We start from the raw sequence: 23,724 nt of genomic DNA on the forward strand, positions 1-23,724 counted from the left end.
GTATTCCGGCACATGATTTTTCGTAACCAGGTAGTATCAATTACAACGAAATCAACGCCATGAATTTTAACCAATATACCATCAAAGCGCAGGAGATTATTCAGCACGCTGCGCAAATGGCACAGGGCAATCAGCAGCAAGCGATTGAAACCGGCCACGTGCTGAAATCGATTTTGGAAGAGGATCCTAACACTTCCTTATTCCTGCTCAACAAATTGAATATCAGTCCGGAGGTTTTAAACACCAGGCTGCAAAAGATACTGGACGGCTATCCCCGCGTGAGTGGAGGCCAGCCTTATCTTGGCAATGATATGGCAGCAGCCAGTGGAAAAGCACAGAACTACCTGAAAGAATTTGGCGACGAATTCATCAGTATAGAGCTGCTGCTACTGGGTATCCTGAGCGGAAAAGATGCCACAGCCAACCTGATGAAGGAGCTGGGATTTGATGAGAAGAAGCTGATCAATGCAATCAAAGAACTTAGAGGAAAAAACAACCCCGTGAAAGATCAAAATGCAGAAGCTAAATACCGGTCTCTGGAGCGGTACAGCAAGAATTTGAACGAACTAGCGAAAGCCGGTAAAATTGACCCGGTGATTGGCCGCGACGAGGAGATCAGGCGCGTTTTGCAAATATTAAGTCGACGTACCAAAAACAACCCGATCCTGCTGGGTGAGCCAGGTGTTGGTAAAACTGCGATCGTGGAAGGTCTGGCACAAAGAATTGTTCAGGGCGATGTCCCAGAAAACCTTAAATCCAAAACCATTGTGTCGCTGGATATGGGACTTCTGATCGCCGGTGCCAAGTACAAAGGTGAGTTTGAAGAACGATTGAAGGCCGTGATCAAAGAGGTAACTGATTCCGAAGGAGAAATCGTGCTCTTCATCGACGAGATACATACCCTGATCGGTGCAGGTGGCGGCGGGGAAAGCGCAATGGACGCAGCAAACCTGCTGAAACCAGCTCTTGCAAGAGGCGAGCTGCACGCAATCGGCGCCACTACCTTAAAAGAGTATCAGAAGTATGTGGAGAAAGATAAGGCGCTTGAACGCCGCTTCCAGGCAGTAATGGTAGACGAGCCTAATATCCCCGATGCAATCAGCATTTTGCGGGGTATCAAGGAAAAATACGAGCTGCACCACGGTGTCCGCATTCAGGACGACGCGGTGATCGCTGCCGTAGAGCTTTCAAACCGTTATATCAGCGACCGCTTTTTGCCCGATAAAGCTATTGACCTGATGGACGAAGCCGCTTCCAAATTGCGGCTTGAAATGGACAGCGTCCCAGAAGAGCTCGACGAACTGAACCGCCGCATTATGCAGCTGGAAATCGAGCGTGAGGCGATCAGGAGAGAAAATAACAAGGATAAGGAAACTGTATTGAACAGGGAAATTGCCGATCTCAGTGAAGAACGGAATACCTTGAAGGCACAATGGGAGAATGAAAAAGGGAAGGTCAACGAGGTAAGAACATTGAAAGAGCAAAGTGAGCAGTTGCGCCTCGAAGCGGAACAGGCTGAACGCGCCGGAGATTTTGGAAAGGTAGCGGAGATACGTTACGGCCGGATCCCCGAAGTACAGCAGAAGCTGACCGAGCTTCAAAATTCCGAAAGTGCAGAAAGCCTGATGCAGGAAGAGATCAGGCCCGAAGATATCGCCGAGGTAGTAGCGAAATGGACTGGTATTCCCGTAAGCAAAATGCTCCAGAGCGACCGCGAGAAGCTACTCCAGCTGGAAGCGCATTTGCATCAGCGTGTAGCCGGACAGGAGGAGGCGATCGGGGTGGTATCTGATGCAGTCAGAAGAAGCCGCGCCGGTTTACAGGATGCCAAGCGCCCGATAGGTAGCTTCCTTTTCCTCGGACCGACCGGTGTTGGTAAAACAGAGCTGGCAAAAACGCTGGCCGAGTACCTGTTCAACGACGAGAATGCAATGGTGCGCATTGACATGAGCGAGTACCAGGAACGCCACGCCGTAAGCCGGCTGGTGGGTGCGCCTCCGGGATATGTGGGTTACGATGAAGGCGGCCAGCTCACCGAAGCAGTTCGCCGGAAACCTTACAGCGTGATTTTGCTGGATGAGATTGAAAAAGGGCATCCTGATGTTTGGAACATCCTGCTGCAGGTGCTGGACGAAGGCAGGCTGACTGATAATAAAGGTCGTGTCGCGAACTTTAAGAACACGATCATTATCATGACTTCCAACATCGGCAGCCACATCATACAAGAGAAGTTTGCCGAAGATGAAGGCTGGAACCACACACTTGTGGTGGAAGAAGCCAAACAGGCGGTACTTGACCTGCTGAAAGCTTCGGTGCGACCCGAGTTCCTGAACAGGATTGACGAGATTGTACTGTTTGAACCTTTAACATTGAAAAATATTCGCAAAATTGTAGATATCCAGTTCAAAGGAATTCAACGGATGCTGCAGGAGCAGGGAATCACATTGGAAGCTACCGACGAAGCTTTAACGAAGCTCGGCGAAGACGGTTTTGATCCCGCATTCGGCGCCCGTCCGCTAAAACGCGTCATGCAGAGAAGAATCCTGAACGAACTGTCAAAAGGGATCCTGAGCGGCGAGGTAGCGAAGGATGCGGTGATTATGATGGAGCTGAATTCACACGGTGAACTGGTCTTCGAAAACGTCGGCGGTGTCGAGATCTAAAACTTGAAATAATTACATTCACTAGGAGCGGCTTGCGAGCCGCTCTTTTTGTTTTTGCCCAGTGCGGAATGTAGAAGCGCATTTCCCCACCTGGGTAGCACAAGCGTCGCCGTACATCCTGAAACGTAAGCAGAAGCTATACTTCCATTCTGGCATAATTTTTGTGCAATTTAATAGTTGAATAATCTAACCCTTTGATCCACATCATCATTCCATGTTACAGCCGCTCAATTCAATCAAAGTCGCAATTCTCGTTGCTGACGGATTCGAACAGGTCGAGATGACCTGTCCCAGAAAAGTCCTAGATAAAATGGGAGCCACAACCCATTTAATTTCTCCGAACAAAGACAATGTACGGGGATGGAGTCATCTCGATTGGGGTGAAAAATACAAGGTAAACGTGCCACTGCAGCTTGCCCGCCCTGAGTACTATGATGCACTCCTGATCCCAGGCGGGGTAATGGGAACGGACATTCTGCGGGTGAATCAAAAAGCAATTGAATTTGTCCGGTCTTTCTTTGTAAATGGAAAACCAGTAGCAGCTATCTGCCACGGTCCGCAGATCCTGATCGATGCAGATGTGGTGATCGGCCGCACACTTACCTCTTACGTTTCCATCCGCCACGACCTGGAAAATGCCGGGGCTATCTGGATAGACCAGGAAGTGGTAACTAACAATGGACTGGTAACAAGCCGGACCACCGACGACCTTTCCGCATTCACAAGCGCAATGATCAAGGAATTCAACCTGGAATTCCATCAATAGCATTCATTAGCAAGCTATAACCGCAAAGCATTCCGCCAGGGATGCTTTTTTATTTCCATTTACGGTCAAAGTTGTAATCTTTGCGCACCAATCAAGTACGCAATTGCTCATGTCCGTTGTTTCTCTCCAAAACGTTTCCGTTCGAAAATACGATACCGAAGTTCTATCTGCTATTAACTGGAATATTGAATCTGGTGAAAACTTGGCGATTATCGGGCCTAATGGCGCGGGCAAAACGATTCTGCTTGAAGTAATTGCAGGCAAATGGCCGGTACTATCCGGGAAGATCAGCTACGGGTGGAGCGAGCCGCTCCGCGAGACGGTGGAACTTGCATCCAATGATTACTCTTTCAACCGCATTGTAAATGCAGGCGCTGAATACTACCAGCAGCGCTTCCACGCCTATGAAGCTGAACGGGCACCTACATTGCGGGCGGTTTTAACAGATCAGCTCAGACCCGTCGGTACTATCGATGAAAAATCCGTTCAGCTAAAACCTTCCTCCATCAGCGACGAAGAACTGCAAAGAGTGGCAGAATTACTTTCACTGACGCATTTACTGGACCACCCTTTTGTGACATTATCAAATGGAGAGACCAGAAGAATGCTTTTGGCAAAATCACTTTTAAAAAAGCCTAAGTTACTGCTGCTCGACAATGCATTCAGCGGCCTCGATGTGCATTCAAGAGAAGTGCTGCGCAATGCGTTAACGCAGCTTTCGCAGCAAGGTGTTTCCATTATCATGGCGACCACAGCAACCGAGATCCCGCCTTGTATTACCCACGTGTTGGAATTGCAAGGAGGTAAAATTGTCGCGAAAACGCCTGCGGCAGACTTTCATGTAAACACTTCCGGACAGTCCCAGCCCAAACCAACGATTGAAAGTCTGGCTGCATTCGGCTCACCAGCATTTACAGACTTCCAGCACGCATTTGATCTGAGGAATATCCGGGTTAAATATGGTTCAGATTTGATCCTTGATAATGTCAGCTGGAAAGTAGCCAAAGGAGAAAAGTGGGCTTTGTCGGGAGCAAACGGCTCAGGAAAATCTACATTGCTGAGCATTATCACAGCGGATAACCCGCAACGTTTCGCAAATGATTTTGATCTGTTTGACAAAAAACGCGGCGGCGCAGGCGCTTCTATCTGGGATATCAAGCAAAAGATCGGGCATGTTTCACCGGAACTGCATTTGTATTTTCCACGCAACACAACTGTTTTCAAAACCATTGCTTCAGGTTTTTTCGATGCAACGGGCGTATTTTTCAAGAAGCTGACGGAGTTACAAATCCAGCGGGTGCACCAGGTCGCAGAGCTGCTGCACGTAGGACAACTCGTAGAGAAGGATTTTTCTCAGCTATCAAAAGGTCAGCAAAGAATGGTACTGTTGGCGCGGGCGCTTGTTAAAAATCCGCCTCTGCTCATCCTCGACGAACCTTGTCAGGGATTGGATAGTGAGGCGATCGAATATTTCAAGTCGGTGGTAGATGCTGTTTGCGATACCCCCGATCGAACGTTGATCTACGTCTCGCATTACACACATGAAATTCCTTCCTGCGTCACCCGGTTTATCAAACTCGAAACGGGGATTGTTGTCGCGGGCTAGTCTGTAAAACCTTTTTTCAGATTCATAACAATGGAGAGCGAGCTGCTGCCGAAACCCGGCACATACTGCGCACGACCATAAGAGACTTCAAACCGTTTGACCCTGAGCCAGAGTCCGAAAGAGAAACCCGCCAATGCAGCCTTGTCAGACAGCCTCAGTTCCTGCCTTCTCAAATGATCATAACCCAGTAACAACCTGAAATTTTTGTGTATCAATGCCTCGGCGCCTAGTGACAGGTGCCGGCCCAGCTTTTCGGCAATACCTGCTTTTTTGGGCAGCTTGTTTCCATTGATATCATAAGTGTAGAAAAGCGCCGGATCGTTGTAAACCATGTCAAACCGGTTAAGATGATGCGCAGTCAGCGAAATCCTGACGGGCATATACTCCGGCTTGAATGTAATTCCCGCCCGGATATCCAATGGTAAAACCGGATCCGTGGCTCCATTATAGTTTTGTTTCAGAAAGCCCATGTTTTTGACAGCAAACCCGACCGTAAAATCCTCGCGCGGGTGCCTGAACAATGCACTCCAGTCGAAAGCAGCGCCCCAGGTCTGGTAAGTTTCCACAGCAGCACCCACCAGCTTGACGGTACCACCTACTGTAAAAGCACCTACGGTGTGCCCATATCCTGCCGAAATCCCGTAATCTGCCGCCCGGAACTCCCCTATTACATTCCCCAGATCATCCGTTTCCTGCATTGTACCATAATTCAGGTATTGCAGCCCAACTGCCCAGGTACCATCGGACTTGCCCGCCCCGTGTGCATACGCGAGGTTCAGGAACTTGGTGTCGGCCAGATACGGCATCAGGTTTACCGATGCATTGTCGTTTTTCGAAGAATCCAGTAAGGCAGGATTTTGGAGAAAAAGAGCGGGATCGTTGCCTGAGGCTGTGAGATGATGCGTACCAAGCGCGGTACTTTTTGCCTGTGAAGGAAGAACAAGAAAGTCAAGCCGGCTTTTTCCACCAGCTGGCTGCGCGTTTGCGGCCCATTGAATCAACAGAAAAAATAATGCAAGCAGATAAGCCCCGCATCCAGTCGCCCTCATAAGTCAGTAGAATTTCCCGAATCAGTAAAATGCCGCTATATTTATAATCCGTTCAAAAACAAATGTAACTATATCGCCCGTATTACATGAAATCCGATCCAGCCTCCTTTTCAAAAAAAGAATTGTTAGACCAAAAAAATGCTGAGGCTGACTTGGGTGGAGGTGAAAAAAGGATCTCGGCACAACATCAGAAAGGCAAGCTGACCGCACGGGAAAGGATCGCTGTACTGGTTGATGAGGGTACATTTCAGGAGATAGGCAAATTTGTAACGCATCGCAGTACCGATTTCGGTTTGGACAAAGAGCATTATCTCGGCGACGGTGTGGTGACGGGATATGCAAAAGTAAATGGCAGGTTAACCTACGTTTTCGCTCAGGATTTTACCGTGTTCGGCGGCTCGCTGTCTGAAACGCACGCCGAAAAGATCTGCAAGCTGATGGATCTGGCGATGAAAAACGGGGCTCCATTGATTGGATTAAACGACTCTGGCGGCGCGCGCATTCAGGAAGGAGTACTTTCACTCGCGGGCTATGCCGATATATTTTACAAAAACACCCTCGCTTCCGGCGTAATCCCGCAGATTTCGGCAGTAATGGGGCCTTGCGCAGGTGGGGCGGTTTATTCACCGGCTATTACCGACTTCATTTTGATGGTTGAGAATACGAGCTACATGTTCGTAACTGGTCCGAATGTAGTCAAAACGGTTACCCACGAAGAGGTTACTTCCGAAGAACTTGGCGGCGCCATGACGCACGCTTCCAAGTCAGGCGTAACGCATTTTGTTTCCCCGAATGAAGTTGAATGCCTTCTGGCAATAAAAAAGCTGCTGAGCTATGTGCCGCAAAACTGCGAAGACGAAGCGCTCAGAATGCATTACGACCCGCAAAATGAATCGCGGCCCGCATTGAACAACATCATCCCGCCCAGCTCAAACCAGCCTTATGATATGCGGGAGGTTATTCTCGAACTTACCGACGGCGACAGTTTTTTAGAGGTACACCAGCATTTCGCGGAAAATATTGTGGTCGGCTTCGCGCGGCTGGCGGGCAGGAGTATCGGGATCGTAGCGAATCAGCCTGCCGTACTCGCCGGCGTGCTTGATATTCACGCAAGTACAAAGGCAGCGCGGTTTGTACGTTTTTGTGACAGTTTCAACATTCCCCTGCTTGTACTGGAAGATGTACCCGGCTTTCTGCCCGGAACGGACCAGGAATGGAATGCGATTATTACAAATGGGGCAAAGCTGCTGTATGCGTTTTGCGAAGCCACAGTGCCGCGCATTACAGTTATCACCCGCAAAGCTTACGGCGGCGCCTACGATGTGATGAACTCCAAGCACATTGGCGCTGATATGAACTTCGCGTGGCCAAGTGCGGAGATCGCGGTAATGGGCGCCAGCGGAGCAGCAGAAATCATCTTCAAACGGGACATCGCCCAATCTGAAAACCCGCAGGAGAAGCTTGCTGAAAAAGTTGCCGAGTACACCGAAAAATTCGCAAACCCTTATCTGGCGGCCAACAGAGGCTACATTGATGAAGTAATTCATCCTGAACAAACCAGGGAAAAGCTCATCGCTGCATTCGAAATGCTCGAAAACAAAGTCGACGTGCTGCCGCGCAAAAAGCACGGCAATATCCCGCTGTAAAAAAACTACTTTTCACATTCCGGTAAATACTGTTCGTATTCCCATAAAGCCAGGTGCTGTTTTGGTCTCTTCTGATTATTGACCTAAATTGAAGGCGCTTACTATTATCATTTCTTCCTAAATCACCTTAATCAATGAAAGAACAAAAAGGTACTTCTGCATCCAGAAGGAACTTTATCAAAGGCTCCATTGCGACGATAGCCACATTCTCTATCGTTCCACGCCACGTACTCGGCAAGGGTTTTCTTGCTCCAAGCGATCAGCTCACCAAAGCGATTGTAGGTACAGGTTCCATGGGCCGCGGCCACATTCCGTATGCCGGAACCAAGGTAGTCGCATTGTGCGACGTGGACAAAAAACATCTCGCAACTGCTGTGAGCATGGTCGATAAAGGCGTAAAAACCTTCTCCGACTACCGTGAGCTGATCCAGCTACCTGAGGTTGACATTGTACACGTAGCTACCCCGCCGCACTGGCACGGGATCATCGCCGCAGACGCAGCGCGTGCAGGCAAAGATGTTTGGTGTGAAAAACCGATGACGCGTACCATCGGCGAAGGCAAGCGCCTCGTAGAAGCGGTTCAGCAGCATGGAAGGATTTTCCGGCTCAATACGTGGTTCCGTTTTGAAGATAATTTTTACGGAATGCGCACACCTGTTAAGCCCATTAAGAAATTGGTACAAAGCGGGTTGCTGGGCTGGCCATTGAAAGTAACCGTAAGCAAGCATACCGGTTTTGACTGGAAATTTTATTGGGTAGGAAAAACAAACAATGCCCCTCAGCCTGTACCCGCCGACCTAGACTACGAAATGTGGCTCGGTCCTGCACCCTACAAACCATACAGTGAACACCGCGTCCACCAAACTTTCCGCGGCTATTGGGATTACGACGGCGGCGGATTGGGCGATATGGGCCAGCATTACCTCGACCCGATCCAGTATTTTCTGGGGAAAGACGATACCAGCCCGGTGAGCGTGGAAGTTGATGCACCGCAGCAGCATACAGAAGCAGTTGGCACCTGGCGGCGCATAACCTATACTTATGAAGATGGTTGCCAGATCATTCTGGACGGAGAAGCGAAAGACGAGAAAGTCGCCTACATAGAAGGTCCGAAAGGCAAATTGTACCCGAACTTCAAGTCGGACATACCGGATCTTGAAAAGAAGCTGGCTGCATTCCCAGACCCGGAACCACAGGTAACCGACTTTGTAGACGCAGTTAAAACCCGCAAAAAGTTTGCATTGAATGAAGAAAACGGCCACCGTTCCTGCACGATCGTGAATATGGGACTGGCTGCGCTTCGTCTCGGTCGCTCGCTGAAATTTGATCCTGAAAAACAGGAGTTCATCGACGACGACGGTGCAAACCGCCTGATCAACCAGCCAATGCGGGGACCGTGGACTATTTGACGCCCCGTATTTTCAAAATCCTGATTCCTGAAACCATCATATACGCTGCCGGCCCAAGTGACCGGCTTCTCTAACATGAAGAAATTTATATACTCCATTCTTGTATCGTTTCTGCTTGCTTCGCAGACGATCGCGCAGACCGATGCCTCATTGACCAACCAAATCGAAGCCCTCTTTTCAAAATTACCCGCTCAAAATGAGGCTGGGTTGAAGAAAAGCATGACGGAGCTCGAACAGCTTGGCAAACCCGCATTGATTCAGATTGCTTCAATGCTGACGCCACTCGGTAAAGGTGATAATACCAAGATCCAGTATGCGCTCGGCGGCTTTACTTACTATGCTTCGCAAGCTGGTAAGGAAACTGCAAGAAAAGCAGCCTCAGAAGCTTACAGCGAAGCATTAAGCAAGCTGAATGACCCGGATAGCAAGAACTTCCTGATTTATCAGCTGCAAACAGTTGGAAAGGACGAGTCCATTGACGCATTGAAATCTTACCTCAGCGACGAGCGGCTTTCAGGTCCGGCTGCGAGGGCATTGTCCAGAAACGGCTCGAATGCAGCCGGCAGCGCATTGTTCCAGGCACTGGGTAATGCAAAAGGGGCAGCGCGCATTGCGATCATTGAAGCGCTGGGCGACACTAAATTCAAGGAAGCGGCTCCCGAAATTGAAAAAACGGCGACCACCGAGGATCTCGCATTACGGAAAGTTAGTCTTTACGCCCTGTCGGAAATTGCGATACCTTCCTCAGAGCAGATTTTAATGCTGGCTGCGCAAAAGGTACTTTATGGTTATAACGAGAGCGACGCAACCGCAGCTTACCTAAAATATCTTGCAAATCTTGCCAAAACCGGAAACGCACCCATCGCTGAAAGAGCTGCACTTGCATTGATCAAAAATACACCTGCCCCTAAGCAGGTAGCCACAAGATCATCTGCATTGAAAATCTACGCGGACAGCAAAAAACGCGAATCGGTGCCTGTGCTTGTAAGCGCATTGAAAAGCACAGATCACGAATACCGGGCAGCCGCATTGAAGCTTGGACAGAAATATCTAATGGCCAACGGAGCTGCTTCCTGGCTTGCCGCGATGAAAAACGCACAGCCGGAAGTACAGGCCGAAATCATTACTATGCTCGGCCACGCAGGTTCACAAGACGCATTGCCTGCCATTCTTAAATCACTTACATCGAAAGATACCAGGGTTAGAAGCGCGGCGATCTGGGCGGCGGGGAAGATTGGTCAGGAAAGCAGCATTCCGGCTTTGATCAATGTGTCCAAAACAGCAAATGCAGCTGAAATCAAAATTGTAAAAAGCAGTTTGCTGACCATTAAAGGCGCTACGCTCACGGATCAGATCGCAAAAGCATTGCCCACGCTTCCTAATCCGGCGAAAGCTGCGATGATCGACGTTTTGGCTGCCCGTGCGGCCAGTACTAAGCTGGCAGTTGTTTCGGCGCAGTTGAAAAGTACCGATCCTGACGTACATAAATCGGCTTTCGATGCATTGAAATCGCTGGCCGAGCCGAAAGACCTGCCTCAGCTTTTCTCACTTTTAAATACTGAAACAGCACCCGCCGACATTACAGCAATTCAGCAAGCGATCAGTGTGGTGGTGAAAGGATCAGGAGATACCAACTCGCAGACTGAGCTGGTTTTGAAACAAATGCAAGCTGCGTCTTCCGGTAAACAAGCGAATTACCTTCCTGTACTGGCAACAATCGGCGGCAAAAAAGCACTTTCGTCCGTAGTTGCTTCTTACGAAAAAGGAGATGCGGAAATGAAGAAGATCGCGATCAACTCGCTAAGTGTGTGGTCGGATGCGAGTGCTGCCAAAGAATTGCTGGCAATTGCAAAAAAGACTTCGGATAACGCCGAATTTGAAGCTGCATTCTCGGGCTACATTGCCGCAGCTGCCAAGTCGCCTAAAACGCCGACCGGAAAAGTATTAATGCTGCGCGATGCAATGGCCCTGGCGAAAACAGATGCGCAGAAAGAAGCTATTTTGAAGGAACTGGCCAGGTACCGTACTTTCAATGCACTGCTGTTTGCCGGAAAATACCTGGATCAGCCCGCAACCCGCCAGGCAGCTGCTCAGGCGGTTACCAGCATTGCGTTGGCGAACAAGAACTTCTACGGCGCCGAAATTCGTGATATGATTACCAAGGCCGTTTCTGCATTGAAGGACGGCGATTACCAGCTGGAAGCCATTAAAAAGCATTTGTCTGAACTGCCTTCCGGCGACGGATTTGTGTCTTTGTTCAATGGAAAAGATCTGTCCGGCTGGAAGGGTTTGGTTGAAAATCCGATAGCGCGCGGCAAAATGAGCGCGGATACCTTAAAAGCCAGACAGGCCAAGGCGGATGAAATCATGAAAAAAGGCTGGTATGCCAAGGACGGCGAGCTCGTTTTCTCCGGGCATGGCGACAACCTTTGCACTGTAAAACAATACGGTGATTTTGAGATGTATGTAGACTGGAAAATTCAGAAAGACGGTGATGCAGGCATTTACCTGAGAGGTACCCCGCAAGTGCAGATCTGGGACACATCGCGTGTGGACGTAGGCGCGCAGGTGGGCTCAGGTGGTTTGTATAACAATCAGAAAAACCCAAGCAAGCCTTCGAAGCTGGCAGACAATGCAATTGGTGAATGGAATACATTCCACATTACCATGATCGGCGACCGTGTTTCGGTGGATTTGAATGGGGAGAATGTAGTTGACAATGTGGTTCTGGAAAACTATTGGGACCGTAACCTGCCTATTTTCGCGAAAGAACAACTCGAACTGCAGGCGCATGGAAACCTGATCAACTACCGGGATATCTATGTCCGTGAAATCCCGAGAAACGAATTCGTTCTGCCTGCAGAAGAGAAAAAGGAAGGCTACAAAGTCCTTTTCGACGGAACGAACCTGTTTGAATGGGTAGGAAACAAAACTGATTATTTCATCGAGAACGGTGAATTAGTAGTAGATCCGAAGAAAGGTGGAAGCGGGAATTTGTACACCAAAGACGAATTCAGTGACTTTGAGTTCCGTTTTGAATTCCAGCTCACTCCCGGCGCTAACAATGGATTGGGGATCAGAACGCCGATGCAAGGTGACGCAGCTTATGTGGGTACCGAAATCCAAATCCTGGATAATGACGCAGATATCTACAAGAATCTCAAAGAATACCAGTACCACGGATCGGCTTACGGGATTATTCCGGCAAAAAGAGGTTATCTGAAACCGCTTGGCGAATGGAATTATCAGGAGGTGCGCGTTCAGGGCTCCAAGATCAGGGTTACTTTGAATGGAACCGTGATCGTGGACGGGGATTTGGCAGAAGCAAGTAAAAACGGTACGCCAGACCATAAAGAACATCCGGGACTATCCAGAACCTCGGGGCATTTAGGCTTCCTGGGCCACGGCTCTCCACTCAAATTCAGGAATATCCGGATCAATGATCTCACGAAAGTGCAGGCAGCGCCCGTGCAGGAAAAGAAGAAAGGGAAAAAGAAAACGCGGAGTTGATATAAGCGCACCGATTTTTTTAAAAAAAATTTAAAAAATGCCCAACCTAATCAGTGTGGGCATTTTTATTTAGCTTTGGTATAATGAACGTAAAAAGGAAGAAGGGGAAGTAAATAACAATCCTTTCATCCTTGATAAGGTTGATCAATAACCTTTGTTCATTTTTGCCAACTTCAAACAAATGAAAACCAGAAACATCACTTTAAGTACCTTTTTAGTAGCCGCACTTGCATTCTCTTCCCAAGCGCAACATTCCCTTACCCAGATCTGGTCTTCGGACTCTCAGTTGCCTGTTCCGGAATCGGTACTTTTCAGCAAACAGGATAAGGTGTTGTATGTCGCATTGATCGACGGCAAACCCGCGGAAAAAGATGGAAAAGGCGGGATCGCAAAAGTTGGTCTTGACGGTAAGATTGTAGCTGCCGACTGGGTAACCGGACTGAATGCACCCAAGGGAATGGGAATTTTCGGCTCCAAACTTTTTGTTTCGGATGTGACAGAAGTTGTTGAGATTGATATCAAATCGGGTAAAATCGTAAAAAAACATCCTGTTGAAGGAGCCCAGTTTCTGAACGACGTAACGATTGACTCCAAAGGAAATATTTACATTTCAGATTCCAGCACAAAGAAAGTCCACCTGATCAAGGACGGGCAGGTTTCAACCTACTATGAAGGGCTTAGCGGACCAAACGGGTTGCTTGCCGTTGGCACAGATTTATTAATCGCCGACAGCGGCTCACTTAAAAAACTCACTTCTTCCAAGCAGATTTCCGTGATTGCAGAAGGAATGGACAAAAGCACGGACGGAATTGAGCAGGTAAAACCAGGCGAGTACATTGTATCGAGCTGGGTTGGAATGGTTTATTACGTAAAAGCCGACGGTACTACGGAGAAATTACTCGACACCAGTGCGGACAAAACGAATTCAGCGGATATAGGTTATGACCCGGCGAAAAAAGTCGTTTATGTGCCCACTTTCGGAAAGAACAATGTTGTCGCTTATCAGCTAAAATAAATATATTTATAACCTTAAAAATCAAATATAAACAGGCGTTTCATGGACATTTTTGTTGGGAGTCTTTCTTTTAAGTTAAAGGAGAGCGAACTGCGTGAAGCTTTCGAAAAATTTGGAAAAGTGAGCTCCGCGAAAATTATCATTGACAAAATCACACGTCAAAGCAAAGGCTTCGGGTTTGTTGAAATGCCCGATGAGAACGAAGCGAGGTTGGCAATCAACTCGTTGAATGGAGCAGAAATGTATGGAAGGGCATTAGTTGTTAATGAATCCCAGAAAAGAGAGCCAAGACCAGGTGGAAGCAGTGCGGGAAGCGCGGCCCCAAGATCTGACTTTAAAAGAGAAGGATTTAACCGGCCAAGACCAAATGATACTGACAACAGAAGCACAGGTGCAAGAGAAAAAAGCAGCACCGGTGGCATAGATGACGAGGACGACGACGATCAGGAAGTAAAAAAAACAGCTCCTGGAACTAGTTTCGGAGGTGGTGGTTTTGCAGGCGGCAGCAGTTTCGGCGGTGGCGACAGGTACCGCAGCCAGGATCGTAAGCCGGGCAGCAATGATCGCGGGCATAGTGACAAGAATGGCCAGGGAAATAAGGCTAAAATCGACAGTCGCTATGGAAGAGGTGAGTTTTCAAAGAAAGGCGGCGGCGGAAGCAAGCGCCATTTCGGCGGCCGTGACGAGGACGATAGCTGGTATTGATTATTAAATATTAGAACATAGAAAAGCCCGCAGCAGGAATGCTAGCGGGCTTTTTTGATGCCTCGTCAAACCTGCTGCCTTTTAAGCAGTAGCCCGTACTTTGTTATCTTTAAAGAACAGAACGAAAAGAACGAGAACCACGGCAGCAATTGCAGCGGGTACCATCCAGATGCTCGTCCAGTCTTTTACACCTTCCACTGTGTACATATCCGCTACCAGACCAGCCAGCCACGAGCCGATCCCCATCCCGATCCCGTAGGTAGCAATGGAAATCAATCCCTGTGCAGAAGACCTGTATTTCTCGCCGGCTTTGCTGTCGGTATAAATCTGTCCGGTTACGAAGAAGAAATCGTAGCAAACACCGTGGAGAATAATCGCAAGATAAAGCAGCCACTCGCTGTTGGCATCTCCATAACCAAATCCAATAAAGCGGACAATCCAGGCGATCAAACCAACTACAAGCATCCATTTTACACCAAGACGGCTAAAAGCGAGCGGGATCAACAACATGAAAACAACCTCGGAAACCTGTCCAAGCGACATCTTGTTTTCTACATTCGTCATACCCGAATCAGTTAGCGACGGGTTGGCCATTGCGTAGTAAAACGACAGCGGAATACAAATGAGCAGCGACGACATGAAGAAGATGGCAAATGAACGGTCTTTAAAGAGCTTAAATGCGTCCAAACCCATGATGTCGGAAAAAGAAGACTTCACACTTGGTTTTGGCGGGGTATCCGGCAAAAAGAATGAATAAACGCCAAGTAGTGCAGACGCTACCATTGAAATCTTGAAGATCATCACACTGTCACCGAAACCATAAAATCCAATGATATTGGAAACAACGATCCAGGAAATCGTTCCCATTACGCGGATTGCCGGAAAATCCTTTTCAGTATCAGTAACCTGCTGCATAGCAATGGATGTTGTAAGTGACATCATGGGTGCAAACGAGATACAGTAGAGCAGAATAATCCCGAAGAAATTATCTGCATCCGTAACACCCGAAAGAAAGAAAAGCAACACAGCGCCAGCAAGGCTCAATACGCCAAGTACTTTCTGTGCGGCGAAATATCTGTCAGCGATCATACCGACAAAAAATGGTGCAATAATCTGCGCAATTGAAAAAGCGGCATAGGCATTTCCTACTTGTGCCCCCGTCGCATTGAGGGCGGTAAACATATACTTACTCATTTGCCCATACCATGACCCCCAAATGAAGTAGAGGAGGAACATCATGGCCATCAATTGGAATCGCGTTGAATTTTTCATAACATAAAAAGGAGCAGGAGATTATTAGGTTAGATAATTGGTAAATAGGATTGTTACTTCTTGATCAGCTTTTGCAGTTCATTCAATTTCAGAAGCGCCTCGATGGGCGACAATGTGTTAACGTCGATCACAGAAAGCTTCTCTTTGAGCTCTTCTATTTTGGGATCTGCCGGCTCGAAAATGCTGAGCTGGAAATTGTTCTTGGGGATTTCCTTGATTTTCTTTTTGTGTTCCAAAGTCATGTGCTCCTTTTCAAGGTGCTGCATGATTTCGCTGGCCCGAAGTACAATCGGCTGCGGCATTCCCGCGATTTGGGCTACGTGGATACCGAAACTGTGCGCACTTCCGCCGGGTTTCAGTTTCCGCAGAAAGATGACTTTGTTGTCCACCTCCTTCACCGCTACATTGAAATTCTTGATGCGCGGAAAATCATCAGAAAGCTGGTTCAGCTCGTGATAATGTGTCGCAAACAGCGTTTTGGGGCGACATTCATGCTGGTTATGCAGGTATTCTGTAATCGCCCAGGCAATAGAAACGCCGTCGTAGGTGCTGGTTCCCCGCCCTATCTCGTCCATCAGGATCAAGCTGCGATCGCTCAGGTTATTGAGAATGCTGGCAGTCTCGGTCATTTCAACCATAAATGTACTCTCGCCGCGACTCAGATTGTCACTGGCCCCTACCCGGGTAAATATCTTGTCAACCAGCCCAATCGACGCAGATTTGGCCGGTACGTAACAGCCCATTTGCGCCATTAAAACGATGAGGGCAGTTTGCCGCAGCAATGCAGACTTACCTGCCATGTTGGGACCGGTAATAATGATGATCTGCTGAGAGGAATCATCCAGGTACAAATCATTCGGCACATAACTTTCACTGATTGGCAGCTGCTGTTCGATAACAGGGTGACGACCGTCGCGAATGTCCAAACGGTTGTCTTCCGTAATTACCGGCTTCACGTAATTGTTTTTCCCTGCTACAATGGCAAATGAACTGAGTACATCCAGTGCGGAAATGATCGAAGCATTCTTCTGGATTGCATTCACCTGCTCAGTGGCTGCTGTGATCAGCTCGCTGAATATCCGGTACTCTATGGTTGCAATGCTGTCTTCCGCATTGATGATTTTCTCTTCGTACTCTTTCAGCTCCGGCGTGATATACCGTTCCGCATTCACGAGTGTTTGCTTCCTGATCCACTCGGCAGGCACTTTATTCTGGTGCGCGTGAGTGACTTCCAGATAGTAGCCAAAAACTTTATTGTAAGCAATTTTCAAAGAGCTGATGCCGGTGCGCTCGATTTCCCGGTTTTGAAGCTGCAACAGGTAATCTTTGCCTTCATACGAAATCGCATGCAACTCGTCCAGCTCCGCATCTACCCCTTTTTTGATCATTCTTCCGAGATTGGAAAGTACGGGTGCATCCTCGCGGAGCTCGTTTTCTATTTTGTTCACAAGCTCAATACAGGGATCGAGCTGATCGGCGTATTTTAGGAGTACTTGCAATTCAGAAGACAGGATTATTTCCCCAGCTTCATCCTTTTTCGCCTTCTTTTTTTCTTTTTCAAGAAGCTTATACAGACTTTCTTTAATGGGGGCTATTTGGTTCAAAGATCTTTTCAGCTGAACCAGTTCCTTCGGATTGATCCGTCTCACAGCCACCTTCGAGATCAGACGTTCCAGGTCGCCGATCAGTTTCAGGTTTTGAAGAATGGACTCGTGCACACTTTCCTGTTTGAGAAAATGGCCCACGATATTCAACCTTTCTTCTATCGGCAGCTTTTCTTTGAGCGGCAAAACCATCCATTTCCGTAACAAACGGGCTCCCATTGGAGTCACTGTCTGATCAAGAATCTGGATCAGCGGAACGCCGCCTTCCTGCTGCGGGTAAACAAGTTCGAGGTTACGGACGGTAAACCGGTCGAGCCAGACGTACTTTTCCTCTTCCAGCCGGGTGATCCGGCCAATATGTGCAACTTCCTTGTGTTCGGTTTCTTTGAGATAATGCAGGATCACGCCCGCGGCCACGATACCCAGCGGCAATGTTTCTATACCATAACCTTTAAGGGTTGTGGTCTGAAAATGCGACGTAAGCTGCTCGTAGCCGTAATCGTAGCCGAAACACCAATCTTCCAACTGAAAAGTGTGGTATTTGCCTCCAAAAAGCTGACTGAATTCCTGTTTGAATTTTTTACAGAAAAGCACTTCCGCAGGCGAGAAACCCTGAAGCATTTTGTCAATGTACGCCGCATTTCCCTGCGAGGTCATAAATTCCCCAGTAGAGATATCAAGGAAGGCAATACCGTACAGATTGTTGTCGCCGCAGTGGACAGCGGCGAGGTAGTTATTTCTGCGGGTATCGAGTACATTATCGTTGTAGGAAACACCCGGAGTAACCAATTCGGTTACGCCTCTTTTCACTATGCCTTTCGCTGTGGCGGGATCTTCGAGCTGGTCGCAAATGGCCACGCGCTCGCCAGCGCGTACGAGTTTGGGTAAATAATTGTCTAATGAATGGTGTGGAAAACCGGCGAGCTCTTCATGCGAGCCGCCATTGTTTCTGCGGGTAAGAACGATTCCGAGAATTTTGGATGCACGTATCGCATCTTCCCCGAAAGTCTCATAAAAATCACCAACCCTGAAAAGCAGTAATGCCCCTGGGTACTTCGCTTTGATCTGATTGTATTGTTTGTTAAGCGGGGTTTCTTTATGTGCCTTTGCCAATTATCAGCCTTATTTTAAGAACAGGTATCTACAAAATTAAGCCTTCTATCCGGTTTGCCAAGTCTCAGCCCAGGGTTTTGTAGCCTTCAAAACTGTTCATTCATAGAAGCGCCGGGCTTCGCCAGACGTAACTTCCCATACGTCCCCGGACTTAGGAAAACTTCCGGTTTTGTCTGCGAGGGAAAATTTCCCGATCGACCAGCGTGCAAGTCTAAGCGTCGGAAAGCCGACTGAGGCTGTCATTCTTCGCACCTGCCTGTTTTTGCCTTCACGTAATGTGAGTGCAAGCCAGGTAGTGGGAATGTTTTTGCGAAAACGAATGGGCGGATCTCGCTCCGGAAGCGGGGGTTCTTCAATTCGTTGTGCACTTGCCGGAAGTGTCTTGTAAGCTTTCCCATTGATACTGATTGTAACGCCGCGACTAAGCTGCTCACAGGCTTCGGAGGTTATTTCTCCTTCTACCTGTACGTAGTAAGTACGTGTGTGCTTGTTACGGGGTTCAAGGAGCTTTGTTTTGAGAAAATTATCATTGGTCAGCAGCAGCAAGCCTTCGCTGTCCGCATCCAGGCGACCCACCGGGTAGATATCTTTGGCAAATTCAAAGTCAAGGTCAGCCAATGTCGGATGCTCGCCCTCACGTGAAAATTGCGAGAGCATGCCGAATGGTTTGTAGATAAGATAGTATTTGAACAAAAGAAATGAATTAGGGAGAAATAACTACTTCAAAACAGTTGCAAGATCAAGCTCAAATCCCGGCAGTACCGGATCACCAGCCAACTTGACCTTCAATCCTTCCTGTGTAATCACCTGCTCACCCGCACGGTAAATGTAAACTTTGTTGTCAAACCGATCGATCAACCAGCCAAGTTGTGCACCGTTTTCCATGTACTCGTCCATCTTGTCTGTCAAATACTTCAGATCGTCAGACAAGGAGCGGATTTCAATTACAAAATCCGGACAGATTGGTGCGAATTTCTCCTGCTGTTCCGGCATCAATGCATTCCACCTTTCTTCCCGGATCCAGGAAACATCTGGAGAGCGCACCGCGCCGTTTGGAAGTGTGAAACCGGTTGACGAGTCGAACAACATACCCGCACCTGTTTGCTCGTTCCATAAAAACAAAAAGCCGGAAATGCGCGAATTGAAATTTCCTGTAAACGATCCTGTTGGAGACATAACGATAATATTTCCTTGAGAGTCCCTTTCGAGCTCGAGTGTGTCATTCATTTGACAAAGCTGAAAGAATGTATCCTCGTCCATCAGGTTTCCCATTTTCAGTGTCATAGGCAGTTCAAGTTTCATAACGATTTGAGTAAATGCTGCTTGATCAAAAATACGAAAAATGAGAGAGGGAAATATTGAACGGCAGGCGTAAAAGAACCAAGTGTACTAACGAATTTCCAACCACACAGGACAATGGTCCGAATGGACAGCATCATTGAATTGCCGGCTTGCAATGATCCGATCCTGCAAGCTATCGCTTACGGAAATGTAATCAATGCGCCAGCCTTTGTTATTGGCTCTGGCGCCAGCCCGGTAAGTCCACCAGGAGTACTGGCGTAAATCGGGGTTCATAAACCTGAATGCATCCGTATAGCCACTTCCAAACCATTTGGTCATCCACGCACGCTCCTCTGGAAGAAAGCCGGAATTCTTTTTGTTACGTACAGGATCGTGGATATCTATTTCATTGTGCGCGATATTATAGTCGCCGCAAATGATCAGATTAGGCCGCTCTTTCCGCAGCTCCTCTGCCCAAATAAAGAAATCATCCAGAAAGGTCATCTTAACCGCCTGCCTGATCTCCCCGCTGGTACCAGACGGAAAATAACAGTTGAGCAGGGTTATGTTACCAAAATCAGCGCGGAGTACGCGGCCTTCCCGGTCATAAGCCGGAATGGAACAGCCGGCTGAAACAAGGTCGGGCTTGAGCTTTGAAAATATTGCAACGCCGCTATATCCCTTTTTTTCAGCAGAATGCCAGCCGATGAGCTCGTAGCCCAGTGCTTCAAATCCTGACAGATCGACTACGTCGGGCGTGGCTTTTACCTCCTGAAAACACAGGATATCAGCCGGGTTTTGGCTCAGCCAGTCAAGCAGTCCATTTTTCAAAGCTGCCCTGATCCCATTCAAATTGTAGGTAAGTATCTGCATAGCCAGACTGTGTTAATGCTGTTATTGGATCTTCACCCGTTTCCCAGTAGGCAACGTTTTCCATTTGCTTGTCGCCGACGGATCCGAGTACATCAGCCAGACGTCGAAGATACCTTCGGGCAACTTTGACTTAAATAGCGAATACCGGTAGCTGTTGCTGTAATAATGGGCGCCTTTCAGCAACTCGGCCGCCGGATTTGGAACCGGAACAGCCGGCAATACTACTTTATACCGGTCCGATGCCAGTACAAAATACGAAGGTGCAGGCGAATTTTCATCCTGAAGAGCCGTAAACTGATAATAGCGGAAAGGTACATTATTATCGGAATTGCGGTAATGGAAGGTAGCATTGAATGTTCCCTGGAATTTGGCAGCAGAATCGGCAGTTCTTTGCAGGAGCTGACTTGGTTCGGGAACGGTGTTGAACTGGTAAAAGTCTGTCAGTCCACTCGCTTCCAGGGAATTTACCAGGTTTTTCATTCTCGTCGGGTGGTTCCAGAACGGGATATCGCCGAACCGGTCACCTGCAGTCAGGAATGTGTTGTAGTTTTTCCAATAGTAGCTGTCGATCACCAGATCGTCGTGCATTTTCCTAACCTGCACGATCGACAAATAGTAGCTGACGAAATTGAGCGAAACAAAGGTGAAAGCAGAGAGTACCGCTACCACATTCATCAGCGGTTTTTTGTTTTTAACCAAAATGATAAAGCACAAATAAGCGGTAGCAAGCAGCGCAATCCCAAAGATCATATACCGGCGGGAGAACACATTTCCGCCATACATCAGGTAAGTGTTGATTGGCCGGCTGATTACGAACATGGCGCCGGTTCCCAAGGCGAACATCATAGCACCCCATAAAAACCAGTCACTCCAAACGAGTTTCCTTTTGATGAAAATCCGGAGAGACCAGCCAATAAACACCAGAAAAATGAGTGCGCCCAACAGAATGCAAGCGATCAGATCTGTATGAAACTGCGGAACGAGCGGATGACGAACATCTAGGAAAAATGCATTTCCCCAAAAGCCTAATGCAAAGATAAAGTTGAAAACAGGATGCGTCCACACCTTCTCTCCGTTCGCAGGAATCACATTATAATCAAACAGAAAATAGAATAAAATGAATGCAGTAGCAGCAGCAACCCAGCCGAGAACCAGGCGAAAACGCTTTTGGAATGCCAGAATGATAAACCCGATTATCCACGTCAGCAAGCCGCTGCCGCTTGTAAAAGTGGTCAGCAAGGCAGCCAGCAGCCCTAGGTAAAAACCTTTGTTGTCGCCGCGACCAACTGCATAGGCTGTTACGAATGCAAAAAAGATCAGCGGTGTATTTTGAAGCGCAGCGATGCCCCAGTATGCGTTTTCCCAGAATACCAGGTTGAAAAGCACGTAGGGTACCGGTATGAAAAAGTAGAAAGGAATGGACTCTTTTTTGAGCGCCCGGAAAAGCATGTAAAGTATCCCGAGCAAGAACAGGTCGCCTATGATAATCTGGGCTTTGATGTTAACTGTGCCTGTCAGAAAAACCATAACCAGCATCACGATGCGCTCGAAGGCAAAACGATGCTGGTTAACCTGCTCAAAAAGCGCCTGAATTGCTGTTTGAAAATCGGGCGCCTTTCGGAGTTTGTCGACTGTTTCAAGCAGGTTGAAATCGTCTGTAAATGGAATATTGATCAGATGGGCATCGAGTATCAGGTAGAAGTAGATAACCGGTACAAAGATCAGGATAATCGCCAGCCACTTGCGGGCAGCTGCCAATTTAGGTGCGACAAACGTGGCGCCAAAAAGCAGAAAAAGGGCAACTACGAGGCCGAAATACGCTGATAAATGAGGATTATCTAAAAATAACTTCAAAATAGTGTCTGATTGTTGGTGCCAATAGCGGAGGTTACCTAACCCCTGTGATCATCTGGCTTGTGATCTCTTTTTCAAAAGTAATGTAGCCCGGATAGTCGACCTGCTTTCCGGCGATATCCAGTGTAGGCTTCACTTTTACGGTGAATTTGGTCGGTTTCGCATCAGCCTTGCCGGTTAGCGACAGGATCATATTCACAAACTGGTCGCGCGTCTTGTCGTTTGTCAGTAACTGGTACGCATTCGCATTCAGCTTAACAGGCACTCTAGTGCTTCCGGTACCCGGCAACACTTCGATTAACTGACTGAGGTACCCATTAAAAATCTCATTGTCAGATAATAAAACCTTGTATTCAAGCTGATTAATCGCCGCGCGTTTCTTGGTCGGGTTTGTAATATCCAGATTGACGCGCAGATCAAGCGGAACATTCTTTCTCAGCAGTCCCATTGCGAGGCCCGGATATTTGGCGAGATCAAAATCATTGAAACTGCGTAGGTTGCGGAATTCTCGCACATCAATACCGCCCAGGTAAACACTATCTACGGAACGGATATCGTATTTACATTCACCAAAAGTTTTGGCTTCCGAAACCTGTTTTCCAACTCCGCACGAGGATAAAATGCCCGCTATTATCAATATCAGCCCAACAGCTAAGTTCTTTTTCATCATTAAATTTTTTTGCAAGTTAAACAGTAGGTATCAGAACGCATACTGCGTTTTTGCATTATTAGTTTAGCTTCATATTTTTTTGCCACATTCGCGCAAGCCTCTACATTTGCAGACTTTATTAATTCAATCGAAAGAAATTTATGGCAAGCTGGTATTTAGGAAAGATCAGGTATCAAAAAGAAGATGAGGCTGGAAGCTTGAAAACGATCAATGAAACATACCTCGTGGACGCGGTTTCTTACACAGAATCAGAAGCAAGACTGTATAAGCAGATTGTGACCGGCGCCAGCGATTTCAGTGTGACGAGTATTACAAGAATGCGGCTGGCCGACCTGTTTGCCTACGAAGAAGGTGAGCAGTGGTTTAAAGCCAAAGTGATTTATTTTTCAGTTGATGAAAAGAGCGGAAAAGAGAAGAAGATCGTGAATTATATGCTGGTGAATGCAGACGGTATTCAGCAGGCGCTGGACCGTATCAACGAAAGTATGCGCAACTTCTTGATCCCTTACGAAACCACAGATATTAACCTTACCCCTATTCTGGACGTTTTCCCTTACACAGCCGAGGAAGACCAGGAGCCTGAGATTCCTGCAAACATGCGGCCGCTTTCAGAAGTGAAAGCTGAGCGCGAGCTTGCTGAAAATGCATAAAGAGCATAAAACCTGGATTTGTATCAAAATGATGTAAA

17 protein-coding genes are annotated in these 23,724 nt (G+C 47.8%); 9 read left to right on the top strand and 8 right to left on the bottom strand.

The genetic code is table 11. The features are described from left to right. Positions 1 to 59 precede the first annotated feature (59 nt). The 3 genes from clpB (at position 60) to Q369_RS0125045 (ending at position 5,035) form a co-directional block, all read left to right on the top strand. Positions 60 to 2,663, top strand: coding sequence for an ATP-dependent chaperone ClpB (gene clpB / locus Q369_RS0125035; RefSeq protein WP_031530458.1), 2,604 nt, complete (start codon positions 60 to 62; stop codon positions 2,661 to 2,663). Positions 2,664 to 2,877: 214 nt separating this feature from the next. Next, positions 2,878 to 3,429 carry a type 1 glutamine amidotransferase domain-containing protein gene (locus Q369_RS0125040; RefSeq protein ID WP_031530459.1) on the top strand — a complete coding sequence of 184 codons (552 nt, stop codon included), beginning with the start codon at positions 2,878 to 2,880 and terminating at the stop codon, positions 3,427 to 3,429. Positions 3,430 to 3,538: 109 nt separating this feature from the next. Next, positions 3,539 to 5,035 carry an ATP-binding cassette domain-containing protein gene (locus Q369_RS0125045; RefSeq protein ID WP_031530460.1) on the top strand — a complete coding sequence of 499 codons (1,497 nt, stop codon included), beginning with the start codon at positions 3,539 to 3,541 and terminating at the stop codon, positions 5,033 to 5,035. Here Q369_RS0125045 and porQ read toward each other — a convergent pair. Continuing rightward, a complete protein-coding gene (gene porQ / locus Q369_RS0125050; RefSeq protein WP_031530461.1) occupies positions 5,032 to 6,084 on the bottom strand; it encodes a type IX secretion system protein PorQ in 1,053 nt (350 codons plus the stop codon). The genes Q369_RS0125045 and porQ overlap by 4 nt on opposite strands. A gap of 86 nt (positions 6,085 to 6,170) precedes the next feature. Between porQ and Q369_RS0125055 the strand changes: the two genes are divergently transcribed. From Q369_RS0125055 to rbp, 5 genes are all read left to right on the top strand, one after another. Continuing rightward, entirely contained in the window at positions 6,171 to 7,730 is a 1,560-nt protein-coding gene (locus tag Q369_RS0125055; RefSeq protein WP_031530462.1) for an acyl-CoA carboxylase subunit beta, read from the top strand. A 134-nt stretch (positions 7,731 to 7,864) separates the two neighbouring features. Beyond that, a complete protein-coding gene (locus Q369_RS0125060) occupies positions 7,865 to 9,139 on the top strand; it encodes a Gfo/Idh/MocA family oxidoreductase (protein WP_031530463.1) in 1,275 nt (424 codons plus the stop codon). Between the two features lie 75 nt (positions 9,140 to 9,214). Next, complete coding sequence (locus Q369_RS0125065) at positions 9,215 to 12,649, top strand: 3-keto-alpha-glucoside-1,2-lyase-like domain-containing protein (RefSeq protein WP_031530464.1); 3,435 nt, start codon at positions 9,215 to 9,217, stop codon at positions 12,647 to 12,649. A 181-nt stretch (positions 12,650 to 12,830) separates the two neighbouring features. Further along, complete coding sequence (locus tag Q369_RS0125075; RefSeq protein WP_031530465.1) at positions 12,831 to 13,664, top strand: SMP-30/gluconolactonase/LRE family protein; 834 nt, start codon at positions 12,831 to 12,833, stop codon at positions 13,662 to 13,664. Positions 13,665 to 13,706: 42 nt separating this feature from the next. Continuing rightward, positions 13,707 to 14,369: an RNA-binding regulator gene (rbp, locus tag Q369_RS0125080; RefSeq protein WP_031530466.1), complete on the top strand. Its 663-nt coding sequence runs from the start codon at positions 13,707 to 13,709 to the stop codon at positions 14,367 to 14,369. 81 nt (positions 14,370 to 14,450) lie between these two features. On the opposite strand, the gene Q369_RS0125085 is transcribed toward rbp, so the two are convergent. The 7 genes from Q369_RS0125085 to Q369_RS0125115 all read right to left on the bottom strand — a co-directional run bounded on the left by Q369_RS0125085 (position 14,451) and on the right by Q369_RS0125115 (position 23,033). Then, positions 14,451 to 15,641 carry a nucleoside permease gene (locus Q369_RS0125085; protein ID WP_031530467.1) on the bottom strand — a complete coding sequence of 397 codons (1,191 nt, stop codon included), beginning with the start codon at positions 15,639 to 15,641 and terminating at the stop codon, positions 14,451 to 14,453. A 53-nt stretch (positions 15,642 to 15,694) separates the two neighbouring features. Then, entirely contained in the window at positions 15,695 to 18,358 is a 2,664-nt protein-coding gene (gene mutS, locus Q369_RS0125090) for a DNA mismatch repair protein MutS (RefSeq protein WP_031530468.1), read from the bottom strand. A 96-nt stretch (positions 18,359 to 18,454) separates the two neighbouring features. Next, positions 18,455 to 19,051, bottom strand: coding sequence for a pseudouridine synthase (locus Q369_RS0125095; protein ID WP_031530469.1), 597 nt, complete (start codon positions 19,049 to 19,051; stop codon positions 18,455 to 18,457). A 24-nt stretch (positions 19,052 to 19,075) separates the two neighbouring features. Beyond that, a complete protein-coding gene (locus tag Q369_RS0125100) occupies positions 19,076 to 19,660 on the bottom strand; it encodes a Uma2 family endonuclease (protein WP_031530470.1) in 585 nt (194 codons plus the stop codon). A gap of 87 nt (positions 19,661 to 19,747) precedes the next feature. After that, entirely contained in the window at positions 19,748 to 20,512 is a 765-nt protein-coding gene (locus Q369_RS0125105) for an exodeoxyribonuclease III (RefSeq protein WP_031530471.1), read from the bottom strand. A 21-nt stretch (positions 20,513 to 20,533) separates the two neighbouring features. Continuing rightward, positions 20,534 to 22,366 carry a hypothetical protein gene (locus Q369_RS0125110; RefSeq protein ID WP_229206945.1) on the bottom strand — a complete coding sequence of 611 codons (1,833 nt, stop codon included), beginning with the start codon at positions 22,364 to 22,366 and terminating at the stop codon, positions 20,534 to 20,536. 34 nt (positions 22,367 to 22,400) lie between these two features. Then, positions 22,401 to 23,033: a hypothetical protein gene (locus Q369_RS0125115; protein ID WP_031530473.1), complete on the bottom strand. Its 633-nt coding sequence runs from the start codon at positions 23,031 to 23,033 to the stop codon at positions 22,401 to 22,403. A 143-nt stretch (positions 23,034 to 23,176) separates the two neighbouring features. Here Q369_RS0125115 and Q369_RS0125120 point away from each other — a divergent pair, with 143 nt between their 5' ends. Beyond that, positions 23,177 to 23,686: a DUF4494 domain-containing protein gene (locus Q369_RS0125120; protein WP_031530474.1), complete on the top strand. Its 510-nt coding sequence runs from the start codon at positions 23,177 to 23,179 to the stop codon at positions 23,684 to 23,686. The last annotated feature ends 38 nt before the right edge of the window (positions 23,687 to 23,724 follow it).

It is taken from the genome of Dyadobacter crusticola DSM 16708 (assembly GCF_000701505.1).
In the GTDB taxonomy this organism is placed as follows: Bacteria; Bacteroidota; Bacteroidia; order Cytophagales; family Spirosomataceae; genus Dyadobacter; species Dyadobacter crusticola.